The 23,624-nt window shown below is 72.2% G+C and carries 22 protein-coding genes; 16 read left to right on the forward strand and 6 right to left on the reverse strand.

The window, feature by feature from the left end; genetic code table 11:
* Positions 1–108 precede the first annotated feature (108 nt).
* The 3 genes from ABTZ54_RS07110 to ABTZ54_RS07120 all read left to right on the forward strand — a co-directional run bounded on the left by ABTZ54_RS07110 (position 109) and on the right by ABTZ54_RS07120 (position 2,866).
* Entirely contained in the window at positions 109–930 is an 822-nt protein-coding gene (locus tag ABTZ54_RS07110) for a glycerophosphodiester phosphodiesterase (protein WP_351658104.1), read from the forward strand.
* A gap of 73 nt (positions 931–1,003) precedes the next feature.
* A complete protein-coding gene (locus ABTZ54_RS07115; RefSeq protein ID WP_351658106.1) occupies positions 1,004–1,606 on the forward strand; it encodes an ATP-binding protein in 603 nt (200 codons plus the stop codon).
* A 282-nt stretch (positions 1,607–1,888) separates the two neighbouring features.
* Complete coding sequence (locus ABTZ54_RS07120) at positions 1,889–2,866, forward strand: DUF5926 family protein (RefSeq protein WP_351658108.1); 978 nt, start codon at positions 1,889–1,891, stop codon at positions 2,864–2,866.
* 200 nt (positions 2,867–3,066) lie between these two features.
* On the opposite strand, the gene ABTZ54_RS07125 is transcribed toward ABTZ54_RS07120, so the two are convergent.
* The gene (locus ABTZ54_RS07125) at positions 3,067–3,720 is read right to left on the reverse strand and encodes a hypothetical protein (RefSeq protein ID WP_502997194.1); all 654 of its coding nucleotides are present in this window, start codon (positions 3,718–3,720) and stop codon (positions 3,067–3,069) included.
* 149 nt (positions 3,721–3,869) lie between these two features.
* Positions 3,870–4,607: a bifunctional DNA primase/polymerase gene (locus ABTZ54_RS07130; RefSeq protein WP_351658111.1), complete on the reverse strand. Its 738-nt coding sequence runs from the start codon at positions 4,605–4,607 to the stop codon at positions 3,870–3,872.
* A gap of 575 nt (positions 4,608–5,182) precedes the next feature.
* On the opposite strand from ABTZ54_RS07130, the gene ABTZ54_RS07135 reads away from it, so the two are divergent.
* Positions 5,183–6,577: a PP2C family protein-serine/threonine phosphatase gene (locus tag ABTZ54_RS07135; RefSeq protein WP_351658114.1), complete on the forward strand. Its 1,395-nt coding sequence runs from the start codon at positions 5,183–5,185 to the stop codon at positions 6,575–6,577.
* A gap of 139 nt (positions 6,578–6,716) precedes the next feature.
* Positions 6,717–8,186 carry an aminopeptidase P family protein gene (locus ABTZ54_RS07140; protein ID WP_351658117.1) on the forward strand — a complete coding sequence of 490 codons (1,470 nt, stop codon included), beginning with the start codon at positions 6,717–6,719 and terminating at the stop codon, positions 8,184–8,186.
* A 79-nt stretch (positions 8,187–8,265) separates the two neighbouring features.
* On the opposite strand, the gene ABTZ54_RS07145 is transcribed toward ABTZ54_RS07140, so the two are convergent.
* Positions 8,266–8,712, reverse strand: coding sequence for an ATP-binding protein (locus ABTZ54_RS07145; protein WP_351658120.1), 447 nt, complete (start codon positions 8,710–8,712; stop codon positions 8,266–8,268).
* Positions 8,713–8,931: 219 nt separating this feature from the next.
* On the opposite strand from ABTZ54_RS07145, the gene ABTZ54_RS07150 reads away from it, so the two are divergent.
* The 9 genes from ABTZ54_RS07150 to ABTZ54_RS07190 all read left to right on the forward strand — a co-directional run bounded on the left by ABTZ54_RS07150 (position 8,932) and on the right by ABTZ54_RS07190 (position 18,482).
* Positions 8,932–9,723, forward strand: a complete 792-nt coding sequence (locus ABTZ54_RS07150) for a hypothetical protein (RefSeq protein WP_351658124.1) — start codon at positions 8,932–8,934, stop codon at positions 9,721–9,723.
* Positions 9,724–9,865: 142 nt separating this feature from the next.
* Positions 9,866–10,612: a YcnI family copper-binding membrane protein gene (locus ABTZ54_RS07155; RefSeq protein ID WP_351658127.1), complete on the forward strand. Its 747-nt coding sequence runs from the start codon at positions 9,866–9,868 to the stop codon at positions 10,610–10,612.
* 30 nt (positions 10,613–10,642) lie between these two features.
* The gene (locus ABTZ54_RS07160) at positions 10,643–11,386 is read left to right on the forward strand and encodes an SCO family protein (protein WP_351658131.1); all 744 of its coding nucleotides are present in this window, start codon (positions 10,643–10,645) and stop codon (positions 11,384–11,386) included.
* Entirely contained in the window at positions 11,383–11,838 is a 456-nt protein-coding gene (locus tag ABTZ54_RS07165) for a copper chaperone PCu(A)C (RefSeq protein WP_351658134.1), read from the forward strand. The genes ABTZ54_RS07160 and ABTZ54_RS07165 overlap by 4 nt, the downstream gene beginning before the upstream one ends.
* 23 nt (positions 11,839–11,861) lie before the next feature.
* On the forward strand, positions 11,862–13,775 hold the full coding sequence (locus ABTZ54_RS07170; protein WP_351658137.1) for a copper resistance CopC/CopD family protein: 1,914 nt from the start codon (positions 11,862–11,864) through the stop codon (positions 13,773–13,775).
* Between the two features lie 5 nt (positions 13,776–13,780).
* A complete protein-coding gene (efeB, locus tag ABTZ54_RS07175) occupies positions 13,781–15,052 on the forward strand; it encodes an iron uptake transporter deferrochelatase/peroxidase subunit (RefSeq protein WP_502997195.1) in 1,272 nt (423 codons plus the stop codon).
* A 50-nt stretch (positions 15,053–15,102) separates the two neighbouring features.
* On the forward strand, positions 15,103–16,038 hold the full coding sequence (gene pheA / locus ABTZ54_RS07180; protein WP_351658139.1) for a prephenate dehydratase: 936 nt from the start codon (positions 15,103–15,105) through the stop codon (positions 16,036–16,038).
* A 351-nt stretch (positions 16,039–16,389) separates the two neighbouring features.
* Positions 16,390–17,679, forward strand: a complete 1,290-nt coding sequence (serS, locus tag ABTZ54_RS07185; RefSeq protein ID WP_351658143.1) for a serine--tRNA ligase — start codon at positions 16,390–16,392, stop codon at positions 17,677–17,679.
* Entirely contained in the window at positions 17,676–18,482 is an 807-nt protein-coding gene (locus tag ABTZ54_RS07190) for an HAD family hydrolase (protein ID WP_351658146.1), read from the forward strand. Before serS ends, ABTZ54_RS07190 begins: the two co-directional genes overlap by 4 nt.
* 86 nt (positions 18,483–18,568) lie before the next feature.
* Here ABTZ54_RS07190 and ABTZ54_RS07195 read toward each other — a convergent pair whose 3' ends face one another.
* Both ABTZ54_RS07195 and lpdA read right to left on the reverse strand, forming a co-directional pair.
* Complete coding sequence (locus tag ABTZ54_RS07195) at positions 18,569–19,183, reverse strand: rhomboid-like protein (RefSeq protein WP_502997196.1); 615 nt, start codon at positions 19,181–19,183, stop codon at positions 18,569–18,571.
* A gap of 109 nt (positions 19,184–19,292) precedes the next feature.
* Positions 19,293–20,696, reverse strand: a complete 1,404-nt coding sequence (lpdA, locus tag ABTZ54_RS07200) for a dihydrolipoyl dehydrogenase (protein ID WP_351658152.1) — start codon at positions 20,694–20,696, stop codon at positions 19,293–19,295.
* 144 nt (positions 20,697–20,840) lie between these two features.
* Here lpdA and ABTZ54_RS07205 point away from each other — a divergent pair, with 144 nt between their 5' ends.
* Positions 20,841–21,521, forward strand: a complete 681-nt coding sequence (locus ABTZ54_RS07205) for a FadR/GntR family transcriptional regulator (RefSeq protein ID WP_351658161.1) — start codon at positions 20,841–20,843, stop codon at positions 21,519–21,521.
* A gap of 71 nt (positions 21,522–21,592) precedes the next feature.
* Entirely contained in the window at positions 21,593–22,852 is a 1,260-nt protein-coding gene (locus ABTZ54_RS07210) for a CynX/NimT family MFS transporter (RefSeq protein ID WP_502997202.1), read from the forward strand.
* Positions 22,853–22,904: 52 nt separating this feature from the next.
* On the opposite strand, the gene ABTZ54_RS07215 is transcribed toward ABTZ54_RS07210, so the two are convergent.
* Positions 22,905–23,624 (reverse strand): ABC transporter permease, encoded by a 720-nt coding sequence (locus ABTZ54_RS07215; RefSeq protein WP_351658162.1) that lies wholly within the window; start codon positions 23,622–23,624, stop codon positions 22,905–22,907.

The raw sequence follows: 23,624 nt of genomic DNA on the forward strand, positions 1-23,624 counted from the left end.
TGCGTTCAGCTTTTCCCACCGGACGTCAGGCCACTGTAAGCCGGAGCTGTGTGTCCGCACCCCATTCTTTATATCGGGGCATATAAGACACAGCCTTACCATGTCGCGGTGACCCACGCAGCGCAGCAACCGAACCGCCTCCCCGTCCAGGTGGTCGCCCACCGCGGGGCCTCCGAGGACGCCCCGGAACACACTCTGGCCGCCTATGTGAAGGCCATCGAGGACGGCGCCGACGCCCTGGAGTGCGACGTACGGCTGACCGCCGACGGGCATCTCGTCTGTGTCCACGACCGGCGCGTCAACCGCACCTCCAACGGCCGCGGCGCCGTCTCCGCCCTGGAGCTCGCCGATCTCGCCGCCCTCGACTTCGGCACCTGGAAGGGGCGCGAGGAGGCCGGCGAGAGCCCCGACCGGGCCGATCCGGGTGCCACCTCCGTCCTCACCCTGGAGCGCCTCCTGGAGCTGGTCTCCGACGCCGGGCGGCGGATCGAGCTCGCCGTCGAGACCAAGCACCCCACCCGCTGGGCCGGGCAGGTCGAGGACAAGCTGCTCCAGCTCCTCGACCGCTTCGGCCTCGCCGCGCCCGCCGCGCCCGAGGAGTCCCCGGTGCGCGTGATGAGCTTCTCGGCCCGCTCCCTGCACCGCATCGCGGCCGCCGCGCCGACCCTGCCCACCGTCTCCCTCGCCCAGTTCGTCACCCCGCGCCTGCGCGACGGGCGGCTGCCCGCGGGCGCGCGGATCGCCGGGCCCTCGATCCGGATCGTCCGGCACCACCCCGCCGTGATCCTGCGGCTCCAGAAGGCCGGCCACCAGGTGCACGTCTGGACCGTCGACGAGCCCGAGGACGTGGAGCTCTGCCGGCGGCTCGGCGTGGACGCGATCATCACCAACCGGCCGAAGCGCGTGCTGTCCCAGTTGGGGCGCCTTTAGCCTCCTGCGTCCCCCCTGTCACAGGGGTACGGGGTGTGCCCCGGCGCGTTCGGGACGTACGCGATCGTCACGAGTGCGTCACCAGACCCGTACTGGCCGGTTTCCGGTCCAGGCCATTGGGGCATTCACACCGTGGCGTGGGGCAAAGGAGGTCTCGGGGGTGGCGTTGGTGGTGGCACAGGAGGTGCCCACGTCGTCGAGCATGGCCGTTCCCCATGGCCCTGCGGGCGTGGGCAAGGCGCGACACAGGATGCGGGAGCAGCTGCACCGCAACGGGATGTCCGAAACGGTCGTCGACGACGCGGTGCTGATCCTTTCCGAACTGCTGAGCAACGCGTGTCGGCACGGCAGACCGCTCGGTCACGCGGACGTGGGCGACGGCGACGTACGGGCGGCCTGGAGCATCGACAGGTCCGGCGGACTGACGGTCGAGGTGACGGACGGCGGTGGTCCGACCCGCCCCGTTCCCGCCACGCCCTCGGTCACCGCGCGCGGCGGCCGCGGGCTGAACATCATCAGCGCGCTGGCACAGGACTGGGGCGTACGGGACAGCGCGACCGGCGAGGTCACGGTCTGGGTGGTCGTCACCGAGGGCCATCGCCGCGAGGACTTCGCGGCGCGGGTCGGCGGCGGCTCCGGCCTCGACTTCCTGGACGCGTACGACGAGTTGGAGTGAGGGCCGGTCCGCCGGCGGGACCCTCGACCCTTCGGGAGCCGGGCCCACGCAGGGCCCGCGCCCCTTCGGGAGCCGTCATCCGGACGACGTCCCGGACCCCCTGGTCCGGGTCGGCGCGACCGTCCGGATGCCGTCCCGGTGGCGCCCGGCCGCCGTCCCGTCGCCGCGCCCCGCCCAGGGCCGGTGCGGGCCCCGACGACACCGGCTTCCCGGCATGCGGGATCGTCTGCGGCTAGGCTCGCGCCCTAGACAGCACCGCCGCGATCGGGAGAAAGCCACACCATGGCGAAGAAGCGCCCCCAGACGAAGCCCGGCAAGGCCGGCCAGGCACAGGTCACGAGCGGGGAGATCCCGGTCGTCGGTGCGCGCGAGCCGTGCCCCTGTGGCTCGGGCCGCCGCTACAAGGCCTGTCACGGGCGGGCCGCCGCGCATGCCGTGACCGAGCTCGTCCAGCGTCCCTTCGAGGGGCTGCCCGGCGAGTGCGACTGGGTCGCGCTGCGCGAGCTGGTGCCCGCCGCCACCGTGCCGCTCACCCTGAAGGACGGACTCCCGGAGGGCGTGCCGTCGGTGACCCTGGCGACCGTCCTGCCGATGGCCTGGCCCGCGCTGCGCCGCGACGACGGCTCCGTGCTGCTCGCGCTGCAGAACGACTCGTCCTCCGGCGACCTCGCCCGCGACCTCGCCGACACCCTCCAGCGCGCGCTGGAGGCCGAGCCCGGCACGCCGGTCGAGCCCCGCCGCGTGACGCCGGAGGGTCCGCGCCTCCAGGATCTGCTCGACCCGAACAGCGATTTCGCGCCGGACGTGCACACCGGTTTCGAATTCTGGATTCCCGAGTCCTCGGACAATTCCAGCCCGGAGGTCGCCGCCTCCCTGGAGCGCGCCAACGCCGCCGCGATCCCCACGGTCAAGCTGACCAGCGTGGACGCCGCCTACTGGTGCGAGGTCCCGGACAAGAACCACCTGCGCTGGGTCATGCCGCACCCCGAGGAGAAGCTGCTCGACGCGCTGGCCCGGCTCCAGGCCGCCGGCACGTCCTCGCTCGGCCCGGACACCCGCCTCGTCGGCTCCTTCCGCGCGCACGGCCTGATGGTCCCGGTGTGGGACCTGCCGACCGGCATGACGGCGGAGGACTGCGAGAAGCCGGCCGCCGAGTTCGCCGAGCGGCTGGCCGAGGCGCTCGCCTCCGACACCCCGCTCAGCGGCGACGAGCGGCGTGCGCGCGGCGGTCTCATCAACCGTCAGGTCACGCTCAGCTGATACCCCAGGTGGTATCCGTGACGGACAGACCGACCAGTCGGTGACTTCCGCCACAACACCTCGTTCAGGGGCCTAAATCCCTGTCCGAATAACCGAGATCGAATTTGCGAACGGCAGATCTCTTGTTACCGTTCTAGAAGCCCGGTCGCTGGTGCATCCCCCGTCGCCAGCGATCGGGCCTTCTCATGTCCGCGTACGGTTCAACTACCGTCCGGTCCGGACGCGTTGCTCCCCGAGCGCAGCAGCAGCGGAGTGCTGTCACCCTCCCCCGCGCCGGCGAATTCCGACACCGCCGAATAGCCCTCGGGGCCACCCCTGACCGGCTCCCTCGGCGTCTCGCACGTACCCGGTTCGTCCTGCGCCGCGACCGCGCAGCGCACCTGAACGGTGCGGCCTCCGGGGGCCATCAGGGTGAGTACGGCGTCGAGTTCCTGCCCGGTGGCGTTGCGGTAGTACGTACGGGCCCGGATGTCCGCGCCCTCGGTCACCACGCAGGTCTGCGCCTCGACCCCGTCGGGGGAGGCGAGTTCGGGCCCGCACCGGGTGGCGGACGGGAGCGCGGAAGGGAGCGCGGAGGGGTCGGCAGCGGCGGGACGTTCGGCGCCCAGGCCCAACTCCCCGAGGAGCCCCCTCGGCTTCGCGTCGCCGTCCCCCGCGGCGGCACCGGACCCCGCCCGGTCCGACGAGTCCGCTCGGCCCGACCGATCCGACCGATCCGCCCGGCTCGACCGATCCGACGGATCCGACGGGTTCCACGAAGGTCCCGCCGTCGCCGCGATCGGCACCAGGACGGCGATCACCACCGCGGTCCCGAGCCCGATCGCGCGGAGCTTCGCCGGACTCATCTGCCCCATGCCGCAGCCACCTGTTCCACCGGATTCCTTGGGAACGACCCCTCAGGGGCTGAAGATAGCGGCGGCCGGCGGGCGGGCGGTGGGCCGCGCGCCCGTTTCCCCTGGATGTCGGGGTGCTCCACACCCGTTCGGGTGAACGGGAGTCGGCCTCAGTACGCGAGTCTGCTGCCGCCGCCCGGCATGCTCGTGCTCGCCTCGACGAGGGCGTCGACGACCGCCTCCACGTCCGGCAGCCACGGCCGCGCCGAGCCCTCCAGCGGCGCCCGCTCCCAGCGGACCCGGCCGGTCCCGGTGGTGGAGGGCGGCAGCGGTAGATAGCCGCCCTCTCCATGGAAGCGCAGCGAACTGGGCACGCTGTCCTTGGTGTAGAGCAGTTCCCCGAGCCGTTCGAGGCTGTACGGGGCGACGAGGATCGCCCAGCGCGTGGGCGAGGCCACGACCGGGCCGAGCCGCATCCCCAGCGCGTCCAGCGCGACGAGCGCGCGGGCGCCCGCGACGGCCGGCAGGCTCACCGCGCAGGGAGCCCGGCCGCCGGTGGCGAGCAGGACCGGCGCGTCCGGGCGGTCGCTCCACCACCAGCGGATCATGCGGGCGTCGGTGGTGGCCGCGAGCAGTCCGGGATCGAAGGGGTGGGCGCCGGGCACGACGCACTGGGGGTCGGGACAGGCGCAGGTCACCGTGGTGGGCGCGCCGAGCAGGGCGCGCGCTCCCGTGACCCGCGACCCCGAGGTCCGCAGTCCCACGCCGGGCAGGACCGGCCAGTCCCATTCGGTGGCGCACCGGAGCGCCGAGTCGAGCTGTGCGACGACCGTCTCGCGCCCCGCGCGCTCCTCGCGCCTCTTGCGCCGGAACCGGAGCCTGCGTCGCCTTCCGAGGATCTCGCGCATGTGCGCTCGTTCCTTTCCGTTGAACGCCGAATCCACATCACACCACGTGCGTCACTCCACGTGCGGATCTCTTCACCGCGTGTATCACCGCGTGTATCGCCGTGCGTATCACTGTGCGTCTCAGCGTGCGTGTCAGCATGCATCTCAGCGCGTACGAGCTGCATCCAGGCTCGGCAGTCGCTGCCGGCCGGTCCTGGCGGTAGAGGTTCCCCGCCACTCGGGTTGGAGGGTGCGGCCTGCGGTGATGAGGACGCCCGGGTTCCGCGTCCGTGTTCAGGGGCGTGTCCAACTGCCCCTGCCCGTCACCGATTACGTACCCGTCACGCTCAGAATGACGCGCTTTGAAACGACGCCAGTCGACCGCAAAAGGTGCACACTGGGGGCAATTTTCAGCCAACTTCCCCTAGTCTTCAACCCCCTCGCCACATCTCACGGACACCACAAGTCCCATGGTGGCAATGCTGGACATCGATCTACATGTGCGTGTAGATGTGGATCGATGGGTAGTGGCGCAGAATGACTTGGGGGTTTGCGATGCTATTGCATGAAACGCGCAGGTCTGAAAGCCGCGTGCCATGAGTACGCCCCGTGCGCCGAAAGTGGCCGGAATCGATTCTGCTGTTCCCCCTCCCACGCACACTGCGGACCCCCCGCACACCGCGGTCCCGCCGCCCCCGGCCGACGGCCCGCTCCAGGACCGCCTCGCCGGCTGGGTCTCCGACCTCACGCTGCTCCATGAACTCACCGAGTCCCTGATCAGGACCGGCTCCCTCGACGACGCCCTGCGCGAGCTGTTGCGCGCCGGAGCCGCCCTGGTCGGCGCCCGACGCGGCATGGCCGTGCTCGAACCCGCCGACGGCCTCGGCCCGACCGCCACCGTCGGCCTCGGTCTCGCCCACGCCGACCTCGGCACCATCGAGACCGTGCCGCGCAGCGTCACCTCGTACGGACGCATCCTCGACGGGCTCGACCCGCTGCCGGAGGGCTCGCTGCCCCGGCCGATCGCCATCCCCGACCTGCGCGGCGCGGAGGACCTCGACCCGCGCCACCGCGAGGTCGCCGCCCGCCTCGGCTACGCCGCCAGCTACGCGCTGCCGCTCGCCACCGAGCAGGCCGGCCGGCTCGGCGCGGTCGTCTGGCTGTACGACGAGCCCGCGGAGCCCGTCGAGCGCCAGCGGCACCTGGTGCAGCTCTACGGCAGGTTCGCCACCGAGCACCTCGCCCGCCTCCTGGAGGTCGAGCGCGCCCGCACCCGGGTCGCCACGATCGCCGAGGAGCTGCTGCCCAGCCGCCTCCCCCGGATCCCCGGCGTCCAGCTCGCCGCCCGCCACCGCACCGGCCCCCAGGGCGGCGGCGACTGGTACGACGCGCTGCCGCTGCCCGAGGGCGCCCTCGGCCTGGCTGTCGGCTCCGTCACGGGCACCGGGCCGAGCGCCCTGGCCGCCATGGGACGGCTGCGTGCCTCGCTGCGCGCGTACGCCGTGATGGAGGGCGAGGACCCGGTCGCCGTCCTCTCCGACCTGGAGCTGCTGCTCCGGCTGACCGAGCCCGCGCGCTCGGCCACCGCGCTCTTCGCCTTCTGCGAGCCGCAGGCCCGCAGGATCGTGCTCGCCGGGGCCGGCCACACCCCGCCGCTGATCATCGGCGAGCAGCGCACCGAGTACGTCGAAACCTCGCTCTCCGCCCCGCTGGGCATGCTGTCCTGTTGGGAGGCGCCGAGCGTCGAGCTCTCCCCGCAGCCCGGAGAAACGGTGCTGCTCTATACGGACGGCCTGCTGCGGCGGACCGGCGACCCGATGGACCGGGCCTTCGCGCGGCTGCACGCCGCCGCCGCGGGCGTACCGAAGGCGGACCGGGCCGATCCGGGCGCCGTCGCCGACCACGTACTGCGGACCGTGCTGCCCGAGGGTCTCGACGGTGCGGACACGGACGGCGAGGACGTCGTCCTGCTGGCCGCGCGCTTCGAGTGACGGCACGGGAACGGCGTGCGACCGGAGTGAGAACAGACACCGTTATGACCGGTCGGTAATGGGTCTTCCGCCTCTGGGCCCCCTTCCGCACGACCGTACGATGGGGAGGGTTCAGTGTCGTACCAGAGGAGGCAGACCCGTGGCCGATGAGCTCACGCCGGGCAACCCGGAGACCCCGGAAGAGTCCGAAGAGCAGGCGATCAAGCAGCGCAAGAACGGCCTGTACCCGGGCGTTTCCGACGAGCTCGCCGAGAACATGCGGTCCGGCTGGGCCGACACCGAGCTGCACGACCTGGCGCCGATCGCCCAGGCCGCGCACACCGCCGACCGCCGCGCCGCGCTGTCCGCCCGCTTCCCGGGCGAGCGCCTGGTGATCCCGGCCGGCAACCTGAAGACCCGGTCCAACGACACCGAGTACTCCTTCCGCGCCTCCACCGAGTACGCGTACCTCACCGGCGACCAGACCCACGACGGCGTGCTCGTCCTGGAGCCGGCCGGCGACGCCCACGAGGCCACGATCTACCTGCTGCCCCGCTCCGACCGCGAGAACGGCGAGTTCTGGCTGGACGGCATGGGCGAGCTGTGGGTCGGCCGCCGCCACTCCCTCACCGAGGCCGAGCAGCTGCTCGGGATCCCGGCGAAGGACGTGCGCGAGCTGGCCGCCGCGCTCAAGGAGGCCACCGGCCCGGTCCGCAACGTGCGCGGCCACGACGCCGGCATCGAGGCCGCCCTGACCGACAAGGTCACCGCCGAGCGCGACGAGGAGCTGCGCGTCTTCCTCTCCGAGGCCCGCCTCGTGAAGGACGCGTTCGAGGTCGCCGAGCTCCAGAAGGCCTGCGACTCCACCGCCCGCGGCTTCGAGGACGTCGTCAAGGTCCTCGACAAGGCCGAGGCGACCAGCGAGCGCTACATCGAGGGCACCTTCTTCCTGCGCGCCCGGGTCGAGGGCAACGACGTCGGCTACGGCTCCATCTGCGCCTCCGGCCCGCACGCCTGCACCCTGCACTGGGTCCGCAACGACGGCCCGGTCCGCTCCGGCGACCTGCTGCTGCTCGACGCCGGCGTGGAGACCACCGAGCTCTACACCGCCGACGTCACCCGCACCCTGCCGGTCAACGGCCGGTACACGGAGATCCAGCGCAAGATCTACGACGCCGTGTACGAGGCGCAGGAGGCCGGCATCGCCGCGGTGAAGCCGGGCGCCGCCTACCGCGACTTCCACGACGCCGCCCAGCGCGTACTGGCCGAGAAGCTGGTCGAGTGGGGCCTCGTCGAGGGCCCGGCCGAGCGCGTCCTGGAGCTGGGCCTCCAGCGCCGCTGGACCCTGCACGGCACCGGCCACATGCTCGGCATGGACGTCCACGACTGCGCCGCCGCGCGCACCGAGGCGTACGTCGACTGCACGCTGGAGCCGGGCATGTGCCTGACCGTCGAGCCGGGTCTCTACTTCCAGGCCGACGACCTGACCGTGCCGGAGGAGTACCGGGGCATCGGCGTCCGGATCGAGGACGACATCCTCGTCACCGAGGACGGCAACCGAAACCTCTCGGACACGCTGCCGCGCCGCTCCGACGAGGTCGAGGCATGGATGGCCGGCCTGAAGGGCTGACCCGCACCACGCCCGTACGCCGAGGGCCCCGCCGACCGGACGTCGGCGGGGCCCTCGCGTATCCGCCGGTCCAGCCGGTCTAGGTCAGCGCCAGCGGCGCGTCCGGGCGCCATTTGATGATCTTGTCGAAGCTGACGAGTGCCCCGCCCCGGCCCGTCCGGCCGATGTGGACGTGGTCGGCGAGCTCCTCGATCAGGCGTAGCCCGCGGCCGTTCTCGGCGTCGGGTGCCGCCGTCGGGCGGCGGCCGGGGGACGGGGCGAAGCCGGGGCCCGAGTCGGCTACCTCGATGCGGCAGGTCTCGCCGTCGAGGTAGGCGGTGACCCGGTACGCCTGCGAGCCCTCGCCCCGGTCCACGGTGCCGCCGTGCTCGACCGCGTTGGCGCACGCCTCGGTCAGGGCCACCGACAGGTCGTACGACACGTCCGGATCGACGCCCGCGGTCTCCATCGTGCCGAGCAGCAGCCGCCGGGCGAGCGGCACGCTCGCAGCCTCGCGCCGCAGGTGCAGGGACCACCAGATGCTCATGCTTCAGCCTCCTGGCTGCGGCTCGACATGCTGCGGCACGACATACCGATACGTATTGCCGTACGACGTGGTCCATAAGCCCCGGGCCGCGTCAAGAGCGCCCGTTCGGCGGATTCACTCGTCCCGTGCGCCGGTGTATGTCACCCCGAACGCGCCCAAGAGTGACCTTCCGGACCTGCCGTATGGCGGGGGTGGGGCTGGTGCGATGATGGGCCCGCCATGTCTGCCCCCGCGCTTGCTCCACGCATGCTGAGGGCCGCGGTGTTCACCGCGGTCTGTGTCGTGCTGTCCGCGCTCGGGCACGCGCTGGCCGCGTGCGCGGGGATCGCGCTGTGGTCGATGGCCGCCGGATTCCTCGGCGTCTTCGGCATCACCGTGCTCTTCACCGGACGCGAGCGCTCGCTGCCCGCCATCGTCGGCGCGCTGACGGTCGGACAGCTCGGCCTGCACGCCCTGTTCGGGCTCGGCCAGCGCCGGCTCACCATGGGCGCCGAGGCCGACCAGGCCCTCATCCGGATGGCCGCCAAGCTGGTCTGCGGCCAGGGCGGCGCGTCCCTGAGCCCCGCCGACGCGGCCCGGATCGTCAGCGACGCCGGGCTCGCCCCGGTCGCCGCCGGGCACGGCCACATGGCCGGCATGACCGGCGGCGCGACCACCGCCGCCCGCGCCGCCGAACTGGTGCCGAGCCTGCCCATGCTGCTCGGCCACCTGCTCGCCGCACTGGCCACCGGCTGGCTGCTGCGCCGCGGCGACCTCGCGCTGAGCCGGCTGCTCCGGCTCTCCGCGCAGGGCGCCGCCGAGCTCGCCGCCGGAGCGCTCGTACGCTCCCTGCGCGCCGCGCTCTTCCTCGTACGGGCCCTGCTCGCCGGGCTGCCGGGGGCTCCGGCCACCGGTCCGCGCGGCCCCGCCCGTACCGCCTTCGACTCCTCGCCGCCGCCGGTGGCCGAGGCGCTCCAGCACACCGTGATCAGGCGCGGCCCCCCGGCCGCCTCCTGCGTCCTCGCAGCCTGACGCGGACCGCTCGCAGGGAGCGGATCCGCGGTCGTCCGCGCGCGGACGGCCCCCGGACGATGCCCCCGTGCCGCGCCGAGTCGCGACGACGGGCCGGCTCGTCCGCTTCCGACCTCTCCTTCGAGCTGGAGTGTCTTCTGCCATGAGCGTTTCCCGTACCCACCTCTCCCGCGCCGTCCTCACCGGCGGCGCCGCCGTCGCCTCCGTCCTGCTGCTCGCCGGCACCGCGTCCGCGCACGTCGGCGTCCAGCCGCAGGGCGAGGCCGCCAAGGGCGGCTACGCGACCGTGAACGTGAAGGTGCCGAACGAGCGCGACAACGCCTCCACCGTCAAGGTCGAGGTCAACTTCCCGACCGACCACCCGCTGGCCTCCGTGATGCCGCAGCCCATCCCGGGCTGGAAGGTCGAGGTCACCAAGGCCAAGCTGGCCAAGCCGCTGGAGCTGCACGGCAAGAAGATCAACGAGGCGGTCGCCAAGGTCACCTGGACCGCGGACGGTTCGAAGATCGGCCCCGGCCAGTTCCAGCAGTTCCCGCTCTCCCTCGGCCAGCTGCCCGAGGACACCGACCGGCTCGTCCTCAAGGCCATCCAGACCTACGACAACAACGAGGTCGTGCGCTGGATCGAGGAGCCCAAGGACGGCGCGCCGGAGCCCGAGAACCCGGCCCCGGTCCTCAAGCTGTCCGCGGCGACCGGCGACCACCACGGTGGCGCCGCGCAGGCCGCCGACGACAAGGCCGGCCACGACGAGAAGGCCGGCGAGCACGAGAAGAAGGAAGCCGCCGGGTCCACCGACAGCGCGGCCCGTGTGCTCGGCGTGGTCGGCATCCTCGTCGGTCTCGCCGGCATCGCCTTCGGCGTCCTGGCCGGACGTCGCCGCTCGGCCTGACGGCCGATCCCTCAACCCGGAAGAAACACCATGTCCGACAGCAAGACAGCTGCCCAGAAGCCCGGCACCGACGACGCGAAGGACGGCGGCCGCCCCGGCCGCCGGGCCCCGCTGATCGCCGCCGCCGTGGCGATCGTCGCGGCGCTCGGGATCACGGCCGCCGTCGGTCTCGGCGGCGGCGACGACAAGAAGCCCGGCACCACCAGCGGGCCGGTCGCCGAGGTCTCCGGCGGCAGCGACAACGACAAGGCCGCCACCGTCCTGGACCGGCCGTTCACCAAGCCCGACCTCGTCCTCACCGACACCGAGGGCAAGCCGTACGACCTGCGCGCGGCGACCAAGGGCAAGCCGACGCTCGTCTACTTCGGCTACACCCACTGCCCCGACGTCTGCCCGCTGACGATGAGCAACATCGCCATCGCCCGCAAGCAGCTCCCCAAGGCGGACCAGGACAAGCTCCAGGTCGTCTTCGTCACCACCGACCCCGAGCGGGACACCGCGGCCGAGCTGGGCAAGTGGCTGCCGGCCGCCGGCGACCCGTCCTTCGTCGGCCTCACCGGCGACTTCAAGAAGATCCAGGCGGGCGCCCGCTCCATCGGCATCGGCATCGACCCGGCGAAGAAGGAGGGCAACACCGTCGTCTCCATGCACGGCGCCCAGGTGATCGCCTTCTCGCCGACCACCGACCAGGGGTACGTCCTGTACGGCGAGAGCACCAGCGCCGACGACTACGCCAAGGACCTGCCGAAGCTCATCAAGGGGGAGAACCCGTGAACCGCCGCACCACCGCCCTGTCCGCCTCCGTCGCGCTCGCCGCCGCGCTCGCGCTGACGGGCTGTTCCGGCGGGTCGTCGGACGCGCCCGAACTCAAGGTGAGCGGCGCCTTCATGCCGCAGCCGGTGATGGACATGGCCGGCGGCTTCCTCACCATCAGCAACGGCGGCGACGTCGCCGACAAGCTCACCTCCGTCACCAGCGGTCTCTCGGACGACGTCACGATGCACGAGACGAAGAACCAGAAGATGACGCAGGTGAAGGCCTTCGACATCCCGGCCAACGGCGAGCTCAAGCTGGAACGCGGGGGCAATCACCTCATGTTCATGGAGTTGAAGAAGCAGCCCAAGCAGGGCGAGAAGGTGAGCATCGAGCTCCACTTCGAGAAGTCCGGCCCGCTCAAGGTCGACCTTCCCGTCGAGGCGCCGAACCACGACCCGAAGCAGCACTGAGCCAGTCGAGGGAGAACCGGACGATGACCACCACCGCCCCGCGCCTCGGGCAAGCCGTCACCCGGCTGCTGCTCGTCGTGGCCGCGCTCCTGGGCACGCTGCTCGCCACCGCGGGCCCCGCGTCCGCGCACGCGGCCCTGACCGGCAGCGACCCGCAGGACGGGGCGGTGGTCGCCACCGCTCCCAAGGACGTCGACCTCACCTTCTCCGAGCAGGTCGCCATGGGCGCCGACTCGATCCGGGTCCTCGACCCCTCGGGGAAGCGGGTCGACACCGGCGAGATCCGCGACATGTGCAGCGGCTCGATCGTCCGCTACGGCGTCGAGCTCATGCCCGGACTGCCCGACGGCACCTACACGGTGGCCTGGCAGACCGTCTCCGCCGACAGCCACCCGGTCTCCGGAGCCTTCACCTTCTCCGTCGGCGCCCCCTCCACGACCTCCGTCGCCCTGCCCGAACAGAGCGCGGGCGGCGGGATCGTCGGCGCGCTGTACGGGATCGCGCGCTACCTCTCGTACGCCGGTTTCGTCGTCCTCGTCGGCGGCGGGGCCTTCGTCCTGGCCTGCTGGCCGCGCGGGGCGGGCGTGCGGCCGGTGCAGCGGCTCGTGGTCCGCGGCTGGCTCACGCTGACCGGCGCCACCCTCGCGATGCTGCTGCTGCGCTCCCCGTACACCGGCTCGGGCAAGCTCTCCGGCGTCTTCGACCTGGCCGGGCTCCAGTCCGTCCTGGCGACGAAGACCGGGGCGGCGCTCTCCTCGCGGCTGCTGCTGCTCGGCGCGGCGGCGCTGTTCGTGGCCGTGCTCTTCGGCGCGTACGCCCGGCGCACCGACGAGAAGGAGCACAAGGACCTCACCTTCGGCCTCGCGCTCGGCGGCTCCGTCGTCGCGGCCGGCATCGCGGGCACCTGGGCGCTCGCCGAGCACGCCTCGACCGGGCTCCAGCCGGGCATCGCCATGCCGGTCGACATCCTGCACCTGCTCGCGGTGGCCGTCTGGCTCGGCGGCCTGACCACCCTGCTGGTCGCGCTGTACCGGGAGCCGTCCGTCGAACGGGCGGCGGTCGAGCGCTTCTCGAAGCTGGCGTTCGGCTCGGTCGTCGTCCTCGCCGCGACCGGGATCTACCAGTCCTGGCGACAGGTCGGCACCTGGTCGGCGCTGACGGACACGCGGTACGGGCAACTGCTCCTGGTGAAGATCGGCCTGGTCGCCGTCCTCGTGGGCATCGCCTGGGTGTCGCGCCGGTGGGTACGGCGGCTGGGGGAGGCGACCGAGGCCGCCTCCGCTCCGGAGGGTGAGGAAGCGACCGCCGCTCCCGACGAGGCCGACGACACCGAAAGCGACACCGACACCGACCCCGACACCGCCCGCTCCGAGCAGCTCGCTCGGCAGCGGGCCGCCGTCGCCACCGCGCGGCGCAAGCGGGAGCGGGACGCCGACCCCGAGCGGGCCGGGCTGCGCCGTTCGGTGCTGACCGAGGCCGCCGTCGCGGTCGTGCTGCTCGCCGTGACGACCGTGCTGACCTCGACCGAGCCGGGCCGTACGGAGGAGGAGGCGGGCCGTCTCAAGGCGGCGGCCGGTTCCTCGGCCGTGCCCAACCGGCCGATCGACGTCCGGCTGCCCTTCGACACCGGCGGCGTGGACGGCAAGGGCACCGTGCAGCTGACCCTGTCCCCCGGGCGCACCGGCGCCAACGCGCTGCACATCTTCGTGCTGCGGCCCAACGGGCGGCCCCTGGACGTGCCCGAGGTGAAGGTCGCCTTCACCCTCAAGGAGAAGCAGATCGGCCCGCTTCCCGTGCTGCCGGACCGGATCCAGACCGGGCACTGGACGGCCGCGAGCGTCCAGCTCCCGATGGCGGGCGAGTGGCAGATGCAGGTCACCGTGCGGACGTCCGACATCGACCAGACCACCATCGACAAGAACGTGAAGATCGGCTGAACCCCGTGAACGACGACACGCTTGATATCTCCCGGCGGAAGCTGCTCGGCACCGTCGGCGCCGCGGGCGCCACCGGTCTCCTCATCGGCGCGGCCGGCGGGGTCGGCTTCGCCTCCTCGGAGGACGGGGGCGGTTCCGGCGCGGGCGTGGGCGGCTCCCAGGCGCTGGCCTCGGTCGGCGCGACCGAGGCGATGTTTCACGGGAAACATCAAGCGGGGATCACCACTCCGCTTCAGTCCCGCGGGCATCTGGTCGCCTTCGACCTCGTCCCGGGCGCGGGCCGCAAGGAGGCCGCCGCGCTGCTGCGCCGCTGGTCGGCCACGGCGAAGGCGCTGATGGCGGGCAAGCCCGCGACCGGTGACACGGGGGTCGCGCTCGACGCCGGGCCCTCCTCGCTGACCGTGACCTTCGGCTTCGGCCGTACCTTCTTCGACCGCACCGGGCTCGCCGCGCGCCGCCCGGAGCAGCTGGATCCGCTGCCCGCGTTCTCCTCCGACGCGCTGGACCCGAAGCGCTCCGAGGGCGACCTGTGGGTGCAGATCGGCGCCGACGACGCGCTGGTCGCCTTCCACGCGCTGCGCGCGCTCCAGAAGGACGCCGACGGCGCGGCGCGGGTGCGCTGGCAGATGAACGGCTTCAACCGCTCGGCCGGTGCCACGGCCCGGCCGATGACCGCCCGCAATCTGATGGGCCAGGTCGACGGCACCAACAACCCGAAGCCGGCGGACGCCGACTTCGACCGGCGGATCTTCGTCCCGGGCGGCGGCCAGGGCGCGTCCGGCGGCCAGGAGTGGATGGCCGGCGGTTCGTACGCGGTGGTCCGGCGGATCCGGATGCTGCTTGACGACTGGGAGAAGCTGCCCCTGGACCGGCAGGAGAAGGTGATCGGCCGGCGGAAGTCGGACGGGGCGCCGCTGACCGGCGGGAGCGAGACCACCCCGCTGGACCTGAACAAGTTCGGCCCGGACGGCAAGACCGTCATCCCGGACAACGCCCACGCCCGGATCTCCGCCCCCGAACAGAACGGCGGCGCGGCGATGCTGCGGCGGCCGTTCTCCTTCCACGACGGGATCGGCGCGGACGGCACCCCGGACGCCGGTCTGCTCTTCGTCTGCTGGCAGGCCGATCCGCTGCGGGGCTTCGTGCCGGTGCAGCGCAAGCTGGACCGGGGCGACGCCCTGTCCCCGTTCGTACGGCACGAGGCGAGCGGCCTGTTCGCGGTGCCGGGCGGGGCGGCGGAGGGCGAGTACGTGGGCCAGCGTCTGCTGGAGGCCTAGGCCTTCCGTGGGCGCCTCGCGGGCGATCCGCTGCCATTAGGGTGACCCGTATGTCAGCCACCCGGTATACGTATCTCGGTCCCGAAGGCACCTTCACGGAGGCCGCGCTGCGTACGCTGCCCGAGGCCGCGACGCGGGAGCTCGTCCCGATGGTCTCGGTCCCGGCGGCGCTGGACGCCGTGCGCAACGGCGAGGCCGCGGCGGCGCTGGTGCCGATCGAGAACTCGGTCGAGGGCGGGGTGACCGCGACCCTGGACGAGCTGGCCTCGGGCGAGCCGCTGATGATCTACCGCGAGGTGCTGCTGCCGATCGCCTTCGCGCTGCTCGTACGGCCCGGGACGAAGCTGTCGGAGATCAAGACCGTCACGGGGCACCCGGTGGCCCAGCCGCAGGTGCGGAACTGGCTGCGGGCGCATCTGCCGGAGGCGGTGTGGGAGTCGGCCGCGTCCAACGCGGACGGGGCCCGGCTGGTCCAGGAGGGGCGTTTCGACGCGGCCTTCGCGGGCGAGTTCGCGGCGGCGACGTACGGCCTGGAGGCCCTGGTCACCGAGATCCACGACGCGGAGAACGCGGAGACGCGCTTCGTGCTGGTGGGCCGGCCGGCCCGGCCCGCCGCGCCGACGGGTGCCGACAAGACCTCGGTCGTGCTGTGGCTGGGTGAGGACCACCCGGGCGCGCTTCTCGAACTCCTCCAGGAATTCGCCGTACGCGGGGTCAATCTGATGCTGATCCAGTCCCGTCCCACGGGCGCGGGCATCGGCAACTACTGCTTCGCGGTGGACGCCGAAGGACATATCTCGGACCGGCGGGTCGGTGAGGCGCTGATGGGGCTGAAGCGGATCTGTCCGAAGGTGCGCTTCCTCGGCTCGTATCCGCGGGCGGGCGTGGCCGTCGAGGACGTGCCGCCGCTGCGGCGCGGGACCACGGACGCGGAGTTCACGGACGCCTCGGACTGGCTGGCGCGGGCCCAGGACGGCCGGGCATAGCCCTTTCCACAAAGTTATCCACAGGCTCGCTTCTCGACCTGGGGACAAGTCGACAAGCGCGTCCGTCGCGGTCGGCCGCACATCCGGCATCGTCGACAAATCGTCGTCACCCCTGCTCCGGAGGTCCACTCTTCGGGGCGAGGTATTCCCACTCGAAGGAGTGGGAAAATGCCGGCGGCCCTCGCGGTCCACAGATCTTCCACACAGCCTGTGGATAACCCTTCGGAGCTCCGCATTCCTGTGGAGAACCCTGAAAGGGAAAAGCACGGAAAAACAAAGCAATTCGGGCAAAGTGACACGCGCGTCCTTATCGAGTGGGGCCGCACGATCGCGCACCGGTAGCCTGGTGGGGTGATTGACCTTCGCCTGCTCCGTGAGGACCCCGACCGTGTTCGCGCCTCCCAGCGCGCCCGTGGAGAGGACGTCGAGCTCGTCGACGCCCTGCTCTCCGCCGATGAGCGGCGCAGGTCGTCCGGCGTCCGCTTCGACGAGCTCCGTTCCGAGCAGAAGTCGCTCGGAAAGCTGATCCCCAAGGCCTCCCCCGAGGAGCGCGCCGCGCTGCTCCAGAAGGCCGAGCAGCTCAAGACCGACGTCAAGGCCGCCGAGGCCGAGCAGAACGAGGCCGACGAGACGGCCCGCGCGCTCCTGCTCAAGCTGGGCAACATCGTCCACCCGGACGTGCCCGTGGGCGGCGAGGAGGACTTCGTCGTCCTGGAGACGCACGGCACCATCCGCGACTTCGCCGCCGAGGGCTTCGAGCCCAAGGACCACCTGGAGCTCGGCGAGGCGCTCGGTGCCATCGACGTCGAGCGCGGCGCCAAGGTCTCCGGCTCCCGCTTCTACTACCTGACCGGTGTCGGCGCGCTCCTGGAGCTCGCCCTGGTCAACGCGGCCATCGCCCAGGCCACCGAGGCCGGCTTCATCCCGATGCTCACCCCCGCGCTGGTCCGCCCGCGCGCCATGGAGGGCACCGGCTTCCTCGGCCAGGCCGCGGAGAACGTGTACCACCTGGAGAAGGACGACTACTACCTGGTCGGCACCTCCGAGGTCCCGCTCGCCGCGTACCACATGGACGAGATCATCGACGCCGACAAGCTGCCGCTGCGGTACGCCGGCTTCTCGCCGTGCTTCCGCCGCGAGGCCGGCACGTACGGCAAGGACACCCGCGGCATCTTCCGCGTCCACCAGTTCGACAAGGTCGAGATGTTCTCGTACGTCGCTCCGGAGGACGCCGAGGCCGAGCACAAGCGGCTCCTGGACTGGGAGAAGCAGTGGCTGACCTCCCTGGAGCTGCCCTTCCAGGTGATCGACGTCGCCACCGGCGACCTGGGCTCCTCCGCCTCGCGCAAGTTCGACTGCGAGGCCTGGATCCCGACCCAGGGCAAGTACCGCGAGCTGACCTCCGCCTCCAACTGCGACGGCTTCCAGGCCCGCCGCCTGTCCGTCCGCATGCGCGACGAGCAGGGCGGCAAGAAGACCGTGCAGCCGCTGGCCACCCTGAACGGCACGCTGTGCGCCGTACCGCGCACGATCGTGGCGATCCTGGAGAACCACCAGCTGCCGGACGGCTCGGTGCGCGTGCCCGAGGTGCTGCGCCCCTACCTCGGCGGCCGTGAGGTCCTGGAGCCGATCTCCAAGTGAGCACCTTCCCCTACCGCCTGGTGGCGACGGACCTCGACGGCACGCTGCTGCGGGCCGACGAGTCCGTCTCGGACCGTACGCGCGCCGCGCTCGTCGCCGCCACGGAGGCGGGCGCCGCGCACATCGTCGTCACGGGCCGGGCGGTGCCCTGGACCCGGCACATCCTCGACGACCTCGGCTACGAGGGGATCGCGGTGTGCGGGCAGGGCGCGCAGGTCTACCACGCCGGTGAGCACCGGCTGCTGACCTCGCTCACCCTGGACCGGCAGCTCGCCGGACTCGCCCTGTCGAAGATCGAGGCCGAGGTGGGCCCGCTGGCCCTCGCCGCCAGCCGCGACGGCCTGGAGGGCGAGGTCCTGATCGGGCCCGGCTACCGGGTCCAGGAGGGCCCCCTGCCGTACGTCCCGTTCGAGGACCCGGCGGAGGTGTGGTCGGCCCCGCTGACCAAGCTGTACCTCCAGCACCCGACGCTCGGCGACGACGAGCTGACCCGGATCGCGCGCGAGACGGTCGGCGGGCTCGTCGACGTCGTCATGGCCGGTCCCGGGATCGTCGAGGTCCTCCCGCTCGGTCTGAGCAAGGCGACCGGGCTCTCCCTGGCCGCGCGCCGGCTGGGCGTGAAGGCCGCCGAGACGATCGCCTTCGGCGACATGCCCAACGACATCCCGATGTTCGGCTGGGCCTCGCGCGGCGTCGCGATGGGCAACGCCCACGAGGAGCTGCGGGCGGTGGCCGACGAGGTCACCTCGTCCAACGAGGAGGACGGCATCGCGCTCGTCCTGGAGCGCCTGCTGGACGCCTAGGGCGCGCACAGCACGGTACGGAGAAGCGGGGCGGCCCGCGCGGTTCGCCCCCGCGCGCTCGAAGCGGCCGCCCCGTTTCCGTACCCCTAGTGTCGGTGCGACGTGTCCGTGTCGACCACCGGTTTATCCCGGGCGTGCCGGGTCAGCGGCCAGAAGGCGAGCCCGATGACCAGGGAGATCGCGTGCCCCAGGTCGGTGTACGTGTGGTTGGAGACCAGCGGCACGGCGAAGAAGGCCACCGCCCCCGCCAGGTAGAACCAGCGCCAGGGCCTGGGCAGCCGATAGGTCAGGATGCCGACCGACGCGGCCAGGCCGTAGCTCACCCCGATGTCGACCACATGCGCCATGCTGCGCGGCACGTCGTGGTTCTTGATCGCCTCCAGGACGACCTTCTGGCTGATCAGGGTGGCGGCGATGTGCGCCGTCGCGACGACGACCAGCCACTTCGCCGTGCCGAGCCAGCGCTCGACGGGCGCGTGGAAGATCTCGAAGAGCACCGCGTAGAGCAGCAGGCTCTGCGGGTTCTCGATCCAGAACGCGCTGGAGAGCAGCGCCCGCATCGGGTGGCGGGAGAGCTCGTAGAGGTTGCTGCTGTTGCGGTGCAGCAGATAGTGCTCCAGGCCGTCCGGAGACAGCGCGATGAACAGGCTGGTGAGCGCGATGACGGCCAGCCAGACATGCGTACCGGGTGACGAGCGCACCCACGACCTGATCGGTCGGGACGGCTCGCCACCCGGGGCATGGGGAGAGGTTTCGCGTGGCACATAAGTGTGCCTATCACCCCGAGCTGGGGGATATGCGTGAGAAACCTCAGAAATTGATCATGTGTCCGGCGATGCCGTGGATCGCTTCCTTGACGGCCTCGCCCAGCGTCGGGTGGGCGTGCACGTTGCGGGCGACCTCGTGGACGGTGAGGTCCCACTGCTGTGCCAGGGTCAGCTCGGGCAGCAGCTCGGTGACGTCGGGGCCGATCAGGTGGGCGCCGATGATCTCGCCGTACTTACCGTCGGCGACGATCTTGACGAAGCCGGTCGCGTCGCCGAGGCCGTGCGCCTTGCCGTTCGCCATGAAGGGGAACTTGGAGACCTTGACGTCGTAGCCCTTCTCGCGGGCCTGCGCCTCGGTGTAGCCGAAGCTGGCGATCTGCGGCTGGCAGTACGTCGCGCGCGGGATCATCACGTAGTCGAGCTCCATCGTCTCGGCGTCCGCGATGGTCTCGGCGGCGATGACACCCATGGCCTCGGCGGTGTGCGCGAGCATCAGCTTCGCGGTGACGTCGCCGATGGCGTAGATGTGCGGCGCGGAGGTGCGGCAGCGGCCGTCGACCTCGATGGCGCCGCGCTCGGTCAGGGCGACACCGGTGTTCTCCAGGCCGTAGCCGGAGACGTTCGGGGCGAAGCCGATGGCCTGGAGGACCTTGTCGGCCTCCAGGACCTTCTGCGCGCCGTCCTTGCCGGTGACGGTGACGCGGACCTGCGGGCCGGACTCGTCGATGGCCTCGACGCGGGTGGAGGTCAGGACGTCGATGCCCAGCTTGCGGTACTGCTTGGCGAGCTCCTTGGACACCTCCTCGTCCTCCAGCGGGGCCATCCGGTCGAGGAACTCGACGATGGTGACCTTGGTGCCGTAGTTGTTCAGCACGTACGCGAACTCGATGCCGATCGCGCCGGCGCCGGCGATGACGATCGACTTCGGGGCGTCCTCGGCGAGGATCTGCTGCTCGTAGGAGACGACGCGGTCGCTCAGCGCGGTGCCGGGCAGCAGGCGCGGGGTGGCGCCGGTCGCGATGATGCAGTGGTCGAAGGTGATCGTCTGCGCGGTGCCGTCGGCCTTGTTCACCTGGAGCGTGTGCGCGTCGAGGAAGGTGCCCCGGCCGTCGAACTCCGTGATGCCGTTCTTCTTCATCAGGAAGTGGACGCCCTTGACGCGGCCGTCCGCGACCGTGCGGCTGCGGTTGAACGCCTCGCGGTAGTCGAAGGAGACCGTGCCGTCGACCTTGATGCCGAAGGTCTTGGCCTCGTGGTTGAAGATGTGGGCGAGCTCGGCGTTGCGCAGCAGCGCCTTGGTGGGGATGCAGCCGACGTTCAGGCAGACACCGCCCCAGTACTTCTCCTCGACGACCGCGACCCGCTTGCCCAGCTGGGCGGCGCGGATGGCGGCGACGTAGCCGCCGGGGCCAGCTCCGAGTACGACGACGTCGAAGCGGTCTGACATGACTGACTCCCGAGGGTGGTGAGGGTGTTCGGTCCGCGTACGAGCCCACAGTAGTCCCGCCGCTGCGGAGGGGCGGGGGCCAGCGGAAAGCGCAGTTGTAGGATGACTGGGCAACCGGGCGAATGATGGGGTGGTGAAGCGGTGATGGCGCTGAAGGCGGCGGGACGGGTCTCGCTGGTGGACTCCGTGGTGGAGCAGTTGCGCACGCAGCTCGCCGAGGGCGAGTGGGCCGTCGGCGACCGCATCCCGACCGAGCACGAGCTCGCCGAGCTCCTCGGCGTCGGCCGCAACACCGTGCGCGAGGCCGTCCGCGTCCTGGTCCACGCCGGGCTCCTGGAGTCCCGGCAGGGCAACGGCACCTTCGTCAGGTCCACGGCCGATCCCGCCGCCGTCCTGCGCGGGGTGCGGCACGCGGGCGCCCTGGACGTGCTGGAGCTCCGGGTCGCCCTGGAGGCGGAGGCGGCGCGCCTGGCGGCGGTCCGCCGGGACACCCACGACCTGCTGCGGCTGCGGGCGGCCCTGACCACCCTGCGCGAGCAGGGCGACCGGGCGGCCTCCGCCGACGTCGCCTTCCACCTGGCGGTCGTCGAGGCCACCCACAACGCGGCCTTCCGCGAGGTCTACCGCTTCTTCTCCACCCAGGTGCACGAGTCCCTGACGGAGGCGCTCGGCGACCACGCCATGCCGCCGGTCGACATCGACGCGCACGAGGCGCTGGTCGCGGCGATCGAGGCGGCGGACCCGGAGGCGGCGGAGGCACAGGCGCGCGAGCTGCTGCGGGTCCCGATGGAGACGGTCGCGGCGCTGACGGAGGGGTCGCGGTGAGCCGGGGGACGTCCGAGGTGCCGGTGGCGGCCGGGGTGCCCGTGGCGGCCGGGGTGTCGGTGGCGCCCCAGGTGCCCGAGGTGCTGGCGCCTCTGCTCGTCGATGCCGAGGCCGATGTCCGGCCCTCCGCCGCGGGCACGGCGGCCCGGCGGGCGCTGCTCGCGCATCCGGCGCTGCTCCTGGTCGGGATCGTGCTCGCCTCGCTCAACATGCGGGCCGCGCTGGCGAGCGTGTCGCCGCTGGTGGGCGAGATATCCACGGCGTACGGCCTGTCGGCGGCGGCGACCTCCCTGGTGACCTCGGTCCCGGTGCTCTTCCTGGGCGTCGGCGCGCTGGTCGCGCCCTGGCTCGGGCGGCGCTTCGGCGCGGAGCGGGTGCTGTTCGCGGCGCTGCTGCTGCTCGGCGGCGGCATCCTGGTGCGGGTCCTGCCGTCGTCGGCCGCGCTGTACGCCGGCGGCGTCCTGGCCGGCACCGCGATCGCCCTGCTGAACGTCCTGATGCCCGGCCTCATCAAGCGCGACTTCCCGGACCGGGCCGCCTCGATGACCTCCGTCTACACGGGCGCGATGATCGCGGGCGCGACCCTCGTGGCGGCCTCCTCGGTGCCGCTGGAGCGGGCGCTCGGCGGCTGGCGGGCCTCGCTCGGCTTCTGGTCGCTGCTCGCGGTGGTGGCGGCGTTCGCCTGGCTGCCGCAGGTGCTGATCGCCCGGGGCCGCACCGGGCACGAGGTGCGGGCCGGAAGCCCCGCCGCCCTGCCCGCGCGGTCCGTGTGGCGCTCGCCGCTGGCCTGGCAGGTGACGCTGTTCATGGGGCTTCAGTCGCTGTGGTCGTACGTCCTGATCGCCTGGATGCCGACGATCCTCACGGACCACGGGATGAGCCGCTCGACGGCCGGTGTGGTCTTCGCCTTCAACAACCTGATCCAGGTGGCGGGCGCCTTCGCCGTGCCGCTGCTCGCCGGCCGGATGCGCGGCCAGCGCCCGCTGATCGTGCTGGTGACGACGCTGGTCGGGGCCGGTTACGCCGGGCTGATGGTGGCCCCGGTGGAGGGCGCCTGGCTCTGGGCGGCGCTGCTCGGCGTGGGCCAGGGCGGTGCGGTGGGCCTCGCGCTCACCCTGATCGTGCTGCGCTCGGGCGACGCGGTGACGGCCGCCCGGCTGTCCGGGATGGCCCAGACCGTCGGCTACCTCATGGCCGCGGCGGGCCCGCTGGCCGCCGGCGCCCTGCACCAGGCGACCGGCTCCTGGACCCCGCCGATCGTGGCGGTGCTCGGCATCTGCGCGGCGGCCCTCGCGGTCGGCCTGCTCGCCGCCCGGAACCGTACGGTCTGAGACGCGTACGGCTCCGGGGACGGACTGGGGCCGCGGAGCCCCCGGGGGCCGGCTACTCCTCGCCCGCCAGGGTCATCGTCCGCAGCTTGCGGCCCGCGAACCAGGTCGCCGCGACCGTGACGGCGACCAGGAGCGTCACCGCGGTCGGCAGGGCCACCTCGGAGCTGATCAGGCCGTCGCCGGTGACCTTCTCCGCGAGGGCAAGCGACCACTGCTGCACGCTGAGGGTCTTGGCGCCCGCGATGAGGGAGCCGAACAGGGCCTCCCAGACCAGGGCGTAGACCAGGCCGATGACGACCGCGTGGCGGCTGACCGTGCCGAGCAGGAGGAACAGCGCGCTGTACGCGATGGAGGCCACCAGGGCCGCCACCGTGTAGGCGACCGCCACCTGCTGCCCGTTGCCGTTGAGGATGAAGCCGGCGATCAGCGTCGGCACGGCCGAGAAGACCATCGTCACGGCGATGGCGACGATCAGCTTGGTGAAGACGATCGTCGGCCGCTTCACCGGCTTGGCCAGCAGATAGACGATCGAGCCGTCGTCGATCTCCGGGCCGATGGCGCCGGTGCCCGCGATGACGCCGATCAGCGGCACCATCGTGGCCAGCGCGAAACCGCCGAGGACGTCGGCCGCGACCTGGTCGTCGGCCCCGTTGAACAGGCGGACCGCCGCGGCGATCAGGATGAGCATGGCGGGCAGCAGGAAGAGGATCAGCGCCCGTCGGCGGCCGAGCAGGGCCCGGTAGGTGAGCCGGGCGACTGTGGGGTTGTACAT

Source organism: Streptomyces sp. NPDC094032 (assembly GCF_040303965.1).
Lineage (GTDB): Bacteria > Actinomycetota > Actinomycetes > Streptomycetales > Streptomycetaceae > Streptomyces.

Coding starts and splice junctions, on each gene's coding strand:
- ABTZ54_RS07205 (WP_351658161.1), top strand. CDS start 20,841: ATGGCGCTGAAGGCGGCGGGACGGGTCTCGCTGGTGGACTCCGTGGTG.
- ABTZ54_RS07135 (WP_351658114.1), top strand. CDS start 5,183: ATGAGTACGCCCCGTGCGCCGAAAGTGGCCGGAATCGATTCTGCTGTT.
- lpdA (WP_351658152.1), bottom strand. CDS start 20,696: ATGTCAGACCGCTTCGACGTCGTCGTACTCGGAGCTGGCCCCGGCGGC.
- pheA (WP_351658139.1), top strand. CDS start 15,103: ATGTCAGCCACCCGGTATACGTATCTCGGTCCCGAAGGCACCTTCACG.
- ABTZ54_RS07215 (WP_351658162.1), bottom strand. CDS start 23,624: ATGTACAACCCCACAGTCGCCCGGCTCACCTACCGGGCCCTGCTCGGC.
- ABTZ54_RS07155 (WP_351658127.1), top strand. CDS start 9,866: ATGAGCGTTTCCCGTACCCACCTCTCCCGCGCCGTCCTCACCGGCGGC.
- ABTZ54_RS07125 (WP_502997194.1), bottom strand. CDS start 3,720: ATGGGGCAGATGAGTCCGGCGAAGCTCCGCGCGATCGGGCTCGGGACC.
- ABTZ54_RS07120 (WP_351658108.1), top strand. CDS start 1,889: ATGGCGAAGAAGCGCCCCCAGACGAAGCCCGGCAAGGCCGGCCAGGCA.
- ABTZ54_RS07170 (WP_351658137.1), top strand. CDS start 11,862: ATGACCACCACCGCCCCGCGCCTCGGGCAAGCCGTCACCCGGCTGCTG.
- ABTZ54_RS07130 (WP_351658111.1), bottom strand. CDS start 4,607: ATGCGCGAGATCCTCGGAAGGCGACGCAGGCTCCGGTTCCGGCGCAAG.
- ABTZ54_RS07145 (WP_351658120.1), bottom strand. CDS start 8,712: ATGAGCATCTGGTGGTCCCTGCACCTGCGGCGCGAGGCTGCGAGCGTG.
- ABTZ54_RS07160 (WP_351658131.1), top strand. CDS start 10,643: ATGTCCGACAGCAAGACAGCTGCCCAGAAGCCCGGCACCGACGACGCG.
- ABTZ54_RS07150 (WP_351658124.1), top strand. CDS start 8,932: ATGTCTGCCCCCGCGCTTGCTCCACGCATGCTGAGGGCCGCGGTGTTC.